This is a genomic window from Polaribacter irgensii 23-P (genome assembly GCF_000153225.1).
GTDB lineage: Bacteria > Bacteroidota > Bacteroidia > Flavobacteriales > Flavobacteriaceae > Polaribacter > Polaribacter irgensii.
This window is the reverse complement of record NZ_CH724148.1, coordinates 2302359-2310510: the sequence shown is the minus strand read 5'-3', so window position 1 is coordinate 2310510 and position 8152 is coordinate 2302359. Positions and strand designations below refer to the sequence as shown.

Annotated in this window: 6 protein-coding genes; all 6 read right to left on the bottom strand. The window is 36.0% G+C overall.

Features of this window, described 5'->3' with window-relative positions; translation table 11 throughout:
- Positions 1-1110 (bottom strand): alpha/beta hydrolase (locus tag PI23P_RS10300; protein WP_004570779.1); only part of this gene is annotated, 1110 nt, incomplete at its 3' end.
- 6 nt (positions 1111-1116) lie between these two features.
- On the bottom strand, positions 1117-1275 hold the full coding sequence (locus PI23P_RS12535; RefSeq protein ID WP_004570778.1) for a hypothetical protein: 159 nt from the start codon (positions 1273-1275) through the stop codon (positions 1117-1119).
- Positions 1276-1564: 289 nt separating this feature from the next.
- On the bottom strand, positions 1565-2593 hold the full coding sequence (locus PI23P_RS10290) for a patatin-like phospholipase family protein (RefSeq protein ID WP_004570776.1): 1029 nt from the start codon (positions 2591-2593) through the stop codon (positions 1565-1567).
- A 794-nt stretch (positions 2594-3387) separates the two neighbouring features.
- Positions 3388-3576, bottom strand: coding sequence for a hypothetical protein (locus PI23P_RS10285; RefSeq protein WP_004570775.1), 189 nt, complete (start codon positions 3574-3576; stop codon positions 3388-3390).
- A gap of 691 nt (positions 3577-4267) precedes the next feature.
- The gene (locus PI23P_RS10280; RefSeq protein ID WP_238300020.1) at positions 4268-5242 is read right to left on the bottom strand and encodes a hypothetical protein; all 975 of its coding nucleotides are present in this window, start codon (positions 5240-5242) and stop codon (positions 4268-4270) included.
- A gap of 1703 nt (positions 5243-6945) precedes the next feature.
- Positions 6946-8118: an MFS transporter gene (locus PI23P_RS10270; protein WP_004570772.1), complete on the bottom strand. Its 1173-nt coding sequence runs from the start codon at positions 8116-8118 to the stop codon at positions 6946-6948.
- Positions 8119-8152: the final 34 nt, after the last annotated feature.

The following is an 8152-nucleotide window of genomic DNA, read 5'->3' as shown; positions in this document are numbered from 1 at the left end:
CATTAGCTTCTCTTTCAGCAAGTCAATTTTTTCTTGAGAAAATCCATTTTCTCCAATGGTGAGCGCTTTTTGAAAAAGGGCAAGTGCTTGCAAAGAGTCTTTCTGTGCCAACTGAAAATCACCCATAGAGTCATATACATTCGCACTGTTTGGAAAATTCTGAATGTTTAAATCAAATACAGCATGTGCTTTTTCAGTGGCGCCCTCCATGGTCATAAACTCATAACCCAATGAATTTAATAAAGATTCTGGTGGTAGGGCTTCGAAGCCATAATGTTGCGAAACATTTTCATAGTGTGCACTTATCAATTCAATCAAATCGCCAGCACTCGCTGTGGATTCCGGATTGAAAAATTGGTTAATGCCAGTCAATTCGTGCCAAGGAAAAAGAAAATGAAAGGCGTCATAGGCGGCAATTAGCGGCACACTTCCATGGCCGTCTTTCGGATAGTATTTCCAGTCAAAGTTTAAGCCGTTCTCTTTATTGGTTTCTGTGCTTTTGACAAACTCTAAAATCGATCTGATATGTGCTGTAGATTTCGTGCTGTCTTTTTCAACTTCTTGCATGTTCATTCCAGCTTGCATCGTATTGGCAACACCTACGTATAGCGACTTTCCATTAAATTTATTGAAGGACAGCTCAGATTCTACTGTTTTTAAGAAGGATTGATTTTCCCACCATAAGCTGGGGTCTATGGCAATGTAATTGTCAAAAAGTGTCGGTTTACGAATCAGTGCATTTAAAACTGCCAGGCCTCCAAAAGAATGTCCTACAAAAGTTCTGTAGGGCGCTGTAGGATAAGTTGTATCGATGTATGGAATCAATTCCTTTTCCATAAAGTTTAGGAATTGTGTGCCACCGCCAGAATCGTACTGAATGCTATCGCCTGAAAAGAAATCCTTAGCAACGTGCGTCGGAGTTAAATCTCGGGATCTGTTGGTATTTGCAATGGCTACAATGATCATTTCTGGAACAATTGAATTCCCATTGGAACTGCTAAATTGCTTCATCATTCCGGTGACAGAATAAAAATGAGCAGGTCCATCTAAGAGATATAAAACTGGATATTTTGTCTTTTTGTATAGGGTGTCAGTATAACTTTTTGGCACGTGTATCTATACTTCTCGATCTTCGTCTAAAAGGTCTGAGTGTATCATTTCTTTGTGTCCTAACACAATGTCACGGTTTTTATTTGTGGTTATTTCGGCACTTTTTTCTGCTTCACAGCGAAGCAGACTGAAGGTAACAACGAGTACTAAGAGTAGTTTTTTCATAAGGTTTTAATTTTAGTTTAATTGAATATGCATGTTATATAAGGCAGTATTTTCTTTCTTTGTTTGTTTGTTTGTTTGTTTGTTTGTTTGTTTGTTTGTTTGTTTGTTTGTTTGTTTGTTTGTTTGTTTGTTTGTTTGTTTGTTTGTTTGTTTTGGACCGGTGTACGTTGCGTTTTATTCTTTTTTCTGGTTTGAACAGCTTGTATTACTTTCATCTGCTGTATGCAAATAAGCATGCGCCGTTAAAAATCGCCTGTTTTGCCGCGCTTGTATTTTTGTAGGGACTGTCTTAGTGCTGATATTTTAACAATTTGTCTACAATACGATCTAATTCTGCATCCACTTTTTCCATGGATATATAGGCTAGACCATCTTCGTTTAATTTTTGTAAATTTTCTAGTGATGCATTGTCCATTTCGGTATCTGCAGTATTTATAATAGGCTCTAACCGGTGATAGTCCTTTTGATCTTCTTCTTTTAGCGTTCCAAATAATTGTTTTAGATGGTAATGCACGGTTTGGGAGTTGCCAGACATCATGATTTCTATAATGGGTTTAATCCAACCTACGGCTCCCCAGTTTTTAGCTTTTTTATATTCATATCCCTTGCGAACACTTCCAGTACCAATAGAAATTAATAACATGTTTTTAGCGGAAATCTTCTCCTCTATATTTTCGAACTGCATCGTGCGCACTTCCGAGTAGGCCACCAGTGCTGGGTTGTTCACAAAAACACCTCCATCTATTAAGGGGTAGGGCGTTCCGATGTCATTTTTAATTCGGGCAGTTTCGAAGTAGGTGGGCGCTGCAGACGTAGCTCTGGCAACATCTTTGATTTTAAAATTGTAAATTTCATTTGCAGCTTTGTGCTGCTTGAAAAAATGAGGCTTTCCATTTCGAATGTCATAAGAGGTGATGATGCACGGTTTTAGTAAATTTGATAATTTCAAATCTCCAAAAGTATCTTGCAACGCTTCCTCAAGTTCAGAAGCGTCGTATTTTTCATCTGTAACTCCGTTGGCACTTTTTATTTTCTGCCAAATGTTTGCATCAAAAATTTCGTCACCTCGGTCTAGGTAAATATTTACCGCCTCTTGTGCAGTTAATTTAGGACGGTTTTTTTTATTGGGTGTAAGATAGGCTAAGGTTAATATACCTCCAGTACTAGTACCTGCCATAAAATCAAACATGTCTGCTAGTTTTATTTCGGGATCTCCTGTTTTTTTTTGAAGTTTGTCTTCAATTTGAGCCAAGACCACACCGGGTAAAATACCGCGTATTCCGCCACCATCTATGGATAGAATTCTAATTTTTTTCATCGCTTTTTTATTTAGTTTTTAAATTTAAAATGTTGTTGTGTTGTTTTTTGAAAAGCTGGTAAAATACAAACACACATTGCAATCCTATTAAAATACAATCCTATCAAAAAGGTGTCAGCGGGTACCGTATTTTCTTTTTTGTATTTATGAAAACAGGAATTAACACTTGAAGCTTTTTTCAAGAAGCCAACTTTTCATTTGGTGTACAGCATTTTTTGATTCCTTATATCTTGCCACTTTACATTGTTATAATTATTTGCATAAGAGGATCTATAAAATGGATTGCTATTCTTTTTCATGGATATAAATTTAAAGGTTGAATTAAATAGTTTTAAAACACCTTTAATGTACTGAGCATCAATAACTTTAAAATAGCTGTATTTTTTTAAATTAAGGCCATTGTATTAGATTTCCATAAATATAGTTTTTAAAAGGACTGCTGTCAATCCCTATAAATGGTATAGTTGAACGCACCCTGAATGTGGTATTCTAATGCAGTATTTTTGGCTTATTAGCCAGGAGAGAAGAACTGTTTGTTGGTATTTTGATGTCGGATAGATTACATAGGATATTAGACAAAGGGATTCCAGTGCACTATAAATGACATCGGGGTAAAGGAAAAGGAATTTGGATATTTTGAGTGGGGAGTCGTGATGAACTAAAAATGGTATGAATGGCATGCAAGAGTTTAGAAGTGTTCTTTATTTTTTGAGGGTGCTGTTGTCTGCAACTCTTTGCAATAAAAAAGGCTCTTTAGAGTTTCTAAAGAGCCTTTTTTTGTAAGTATTAAAACATTATTCGTTATTTCTATCGTCACCTGGTCTTGGAGATTTGAAAACATCCATGCCTTCTTCTCTGTGATCTGTAACTTGTGCTCTGATAAATTCACGAAATTGTCGATTGCTTTGACCTTGTTGCTTGGTAAATTCAGCTACTGTCTTTGTGATTCCTCTGGTCTTTGTATTCAAATATATTACACTCATAGATACTTATTTTTATTATTAATTTCAATTCTTGTTTTGATACCGTCATATAACACAGGGGCTTTTTTAATATACAAGACACTAATCTTCAGCGCCAATAGTCCAGTAGGAAATAGGGCATTCCAAAAAGAGGTTCGTAAAGTATAATGCAGAAATTAGCCTCAAAAATGCCGAGAATGCTGCAGATATTGCAATAGTATGTTGGCTGTGCTGTCTTTGCCTGCTTTTTTAAGCTGTTTATAAAAATGTGAGATACCTTATTTCTAGTAATAAAAAGAGGGTGCTAAGCGAACATGAAAATGCTATGGCTCTGAAAATTTTAAGAAGGAAATGAATTTGGTACCGCTTAACTACTTGATCGTGTAAAAAACGAGAAAGTAATAGTTCCTTATAAAGGGCAAGGACGGATGACGTGTAGTGACTCAATACGGAGTTCTTTTGTTCTAGGATTATCCCTTAAAAACCGACGGTATTGCTGCTTTTTTAGCATGCTCAAAGATAGGTAAAATAAGTTAGAGCGTCTATTTTAAGAGCAGCTCATTTATTCGAAAGACCAGGCCGCACAAATTTTCAAAAAAGTGAAGGAAATTATAGGGTCAAATAGCAGCGCTATTTGACCCTATAAACTTGAAAAAATAAGGTGCTATTTTATTTAACTTTTTATAAGTTCTTTCATAAGAATGTTCGTTCATTATAAATTTTCTTCTATTTTGCCTTTTTTTCTTCTTTGATATCTCCCTCCAAAAAAGGTAAGTAATGGCAAGAGGATCGTTCCAAATGCCCATTTTGGATTTTGTACAAAGAGTACTTTTGTGTTGTGAAAAAAGTTAGAAGGTTTGATTTTTATCTGAAGCGGATACGTTTTGCTAAAATTGAGACTGCGTCCAGCATTTGCATCTTGAACAATTACTTTTAAAATTAATTGTTGAGATTTTTCAGTGTTCAGTGGGGTTACTTTCCAATGCCAAGACTCCATTTTATTTGCAATAATTTGTGCGTCTTCCAAATGTACTTTAACAATAGCAAAAGATGTATTTACGGCACTGTCAAGTTTCAATTCTATAATTTCATAAAATTGAACTGCGCGTATTAAAAAATCGGTATTGTTGAGGTCTGCTTCAGAAACCTGGGAGGTGTGCTCTTTAATTTTTTTTACCACCATTTTTTTGATGACATCATTTGAAAGAACATCGGCAATTAAACCATAGACGTCGTAGGTTTGATTGTAATACATTTCTGACGGACAATAAAAAGCAATTTTACCACTATGAATTTCATGTGCTATCTGTGCTACAGTATCTATCTCGCGTACAATTATGTTCTTGTAGCGAACGGCAGCTGCATTCTTAGTTAGCAAAGCAAGTTGGGCAGTTAAGGAAACTGCAGTGCTTTCTCTTTCTTCTGAGTCTAAAAGCAAACTGTCTAACTGATACTGGAATAGGGTAGAGGATGCTTGATAGTTTAAGGCTTCTTCGGTAGCTGCGTTATTTTTGAGTTGCAGTGTATCTGAAAGCAATTGAAATGCTTCTTTGTCCTTGTTGGCGTTGCTGAGTTGATTGCTTAGATTTTTGTTCGCTTGCACTACTTTTTGGTGGTCTTGCAAGCATACGCAAGAGCTGAAGAACATCGCGAACATCCAAAGTACTATACAGGTTTTCTTTTTCATAATTATAAAATTTTAATGTATCAATTAAGTAACGCCTCGTTTTTTAAATTCGTGATACTCAAATGTAAGAGTAGGTGCTGAGAAAGAGCTGGGATTGTTGTGGCAGAAAGTGCGGAATTAAAACAGACAGGATTTGTGTTTTTTTTGGATTGATCTTTTAGTGTTGTATTTCGGAGTAAAAGTGTTGTTTCTAATTTTCCCATAATACGCTTGCTTCAAGTTGTTTAATGATTGGAATATTTAAATCCAAAGCAATAGGTGTACACTAATTTTACAGCAATGTTTCTCGGTTCTTATGAAAGAGGAACAACCGCCTTTGAAAAAACGGTATGCTGATACCCTAAATATATAGCATAAATAGGTAGGTGTCAATCCCTACAATCAGTATAAATTTCAGCACCCTGAAAATGGTAGGTCGATTTTTTATTCTTAACGTTTTCTTAGTATCAGCAGCTATAAAGTGTCTGCTTTGGACACAAGCTTTTTCAGCGAATTACATGACAATTTATAAGGTTGCTAAATTTTCGCGTTATTTCTTTGATACCGATAACAATCCAATGTGCTATTTTTATAGGATTTGATCAAAATGAATTGATAGAAGACAGGTGGAGGTCTTTTATAAAGGGATATTGCAACGGCAACAGGGTCCTTTGAAAATAGGTTTTGGTTATTATAATTGAATCGGGCTTTTTTTACTAATTGTGCCAGTTAAATATGATTTTTTTTGCGTGCTTGTGGCTCTAAATAGTAAAAATTTATTTTCTTACGAGAAAACAGTTTTTTTAGAGTCAACGTTTTAGCCCTTTTGAGAAAATGATGCATTTTTTGTGCACTTCCGCAGTGAATGCTTTGTTCATTTTAAGTTGCATACTGTCATCAAAAAAAGCCAGGGTGTACAACTGCTTTTTGAGATACAAACACGGCTCTTCCGAAACCTTTATTGCTAGACTTTTGTTTTTGAAACCGAACAACAAAGCGTTTATTCAAGCATTTAGATGTGTACTACTTTTTAATTTGTCTTATTTTTTTTAGAAAATTATAGAACGAAACAATAGGTTTTAAAATATTGGGAATCTGCGAACAAATATGGAGTGAGGTCCAAGTATGAAAATAGCGATCTCCAAGTAACCAAGCAATACTACTACTACTACCTGATACAAGTGCAGTGATGCTTTTAAAGCGACTGCTCAGGGATTACGAAGCTTCAACTTGAGTCTGTAAAAAATGCAGTCTATATTTTGAAGAACCTACTAATTTTTGGATGCGAGACGCCACTTCCGCAATCATTTTGTGATTTGTCGCGGCAGCTGCAATCGCAAAATATTCGGCTTGTTAGATTTACATCGTTAGCACTCCGCTTACTTTGTTATTTGTCCCTTTCAATTTAAACAAATTTAAGACACCTTTCAATCTTTGCATACAGGAAAATTAAGAGTCACCAGATGCAGTGATACAGTGTCTTATTATTACTAAAGAGGTGTAATTAAAATCGCAATAATGTTTACTTTAAGTTGTGAAATGTAAAAATTAAATTAGTATGGTGCTAAATACAATTGAGTAGTAGCTTGAGAATCGTGTTTTTGAAGTCTTCGACGAAGTCACAAAGTGCATGCTATGGTTTGCAGCGATTACCAAGTGGATTTCAATTTATTCGTGTAAAATCGCATTCAAGCTTTAATAAAATGAAAGTAAGGTCTGCTTCTCTACAGACGTTTTCTACTTTTCAAGGCAAGAACACCAAAGAGAGGACCGATTGCCAATATCCAATAGATAAAGTCTGAACTTGTAGTTTGATGCAAACCACTTAATATTTGTATGCTAAAAATAGTAATCGCAAAACCTAGGCAGTTTACAATAGTGAGTGCTGTCCCTGTATTTTCACGCGGAGCATTTTGCGCCACTAACGTCGCAAAAAGGGGGGAATCTGCAATTACAAGCATGCCCCAGAGAAATAGGAAGATGATAAACACAGTCTCATTTGCTATCCATAAAAGTAGCGGGGTCGCCAAGCAGCAAATACCAGAGAGCAATAAGGTATAAAAAGCTGTTTTTTGGGTTCCAAATTCTTTGGCGAGATAACTTCCAATAACGCAGGAGATACCGCCAATACCGATGCTAAAAAAAGAGAGTAATGGAATGTTAAAAGTCACATCTGGCCTCATTTCTGCGTATGTTTTTAGTAAGATGGGTACAAAAGCCCAAAAAGCATACAGCTCCCACATGTGTCCGAAATAACCAAAAGCTGCTTTTCTAAAAGCGCTATTTTTAAAGAGTTGAAAGCAACTGTTTAAATCGATGCTATTTTTCTTTTTTCGAAAGGGTCCGTCTGAAACAAATAACCACAAGATAGCTCCACCAAAAGTAGCAAGTACAGAGATGGCCAAGAGCACTGTTTTCCAAGAATAGTCTCCCATACTATTTTTTAACAAGTGAGGTAATGCTGTTCCAAGTGCTAGAGCACCCACAAGAAATCCTAAAGAAGTCCCCAAGCCTTTTTGATAATAATCTGTGGCAATTTTCATTCCTACAGGGTAAATTCCCGCTAAAAAAAAGCCCGTTAAAAATCGAAAGGCTAGTAAAGTTGCAGTTGTATTTCCATCCCAGATAAGACAGATATTAGAGAGTGCTCCTAAAAGTGCGCACACAAAAAAAACTTTAGAGGGTGAGAACCGGTCCACGACGGTAAATAGCGCAAACAAAAGGGTTCCGATAATAAATCCAAATTGAACCGCAGACGTGAGATTGCCTAAGGCGTTTGTATTTAAATTAAAATGCGTTACAAGCGCTGTTAAAACAGCGTTTCCTGCAAACCACAAAGTGGTGCAACAAAACTGCGCAATAACGATAAGCGGGAGTACTGCATTCTTTTTTTTCATTCCGAAGACGAAAGTACAAAAAGAAGGTAATAAT

Coding starts and splice junctions, on each gene's coding strand:
- PI23P_RS12535 (WP_004570778.1), bottom strand. CDS start 1,275: ATGAAAAAACTACTCTTAGTACTCGTTGTTACCTTCAGTCTGCTTCGC.
- PI23P_RS10290 (WP_004570776.1), bottom strand. CDS start 2,593: ATGAAAAAAATTAGAATTCTATCCATAGATGGTGGCGGAATACGCGGT.
- PI23P_RS10285 (WP_004570775.1), bottom strand. CDS start 3,576: ATGAGTGTAATATATTTGAATACAAAGACCAGAGGAATCACAAAGACA.
- PI23P_RS10280 (WP_238300020.1), bottom strand. CDS start 5,242: ATGAAAAAGAAAACCTGTATAGTACTTTGGATGTTCGCGATGTTCTTC.
- PI23P_RS10270 (WP_004570772.1), bottom strand. CDS start 8,118: ATGAAAAAAAAGAATGCAGTACTCCCGCTTATCGTTATTGCGCAGTTT.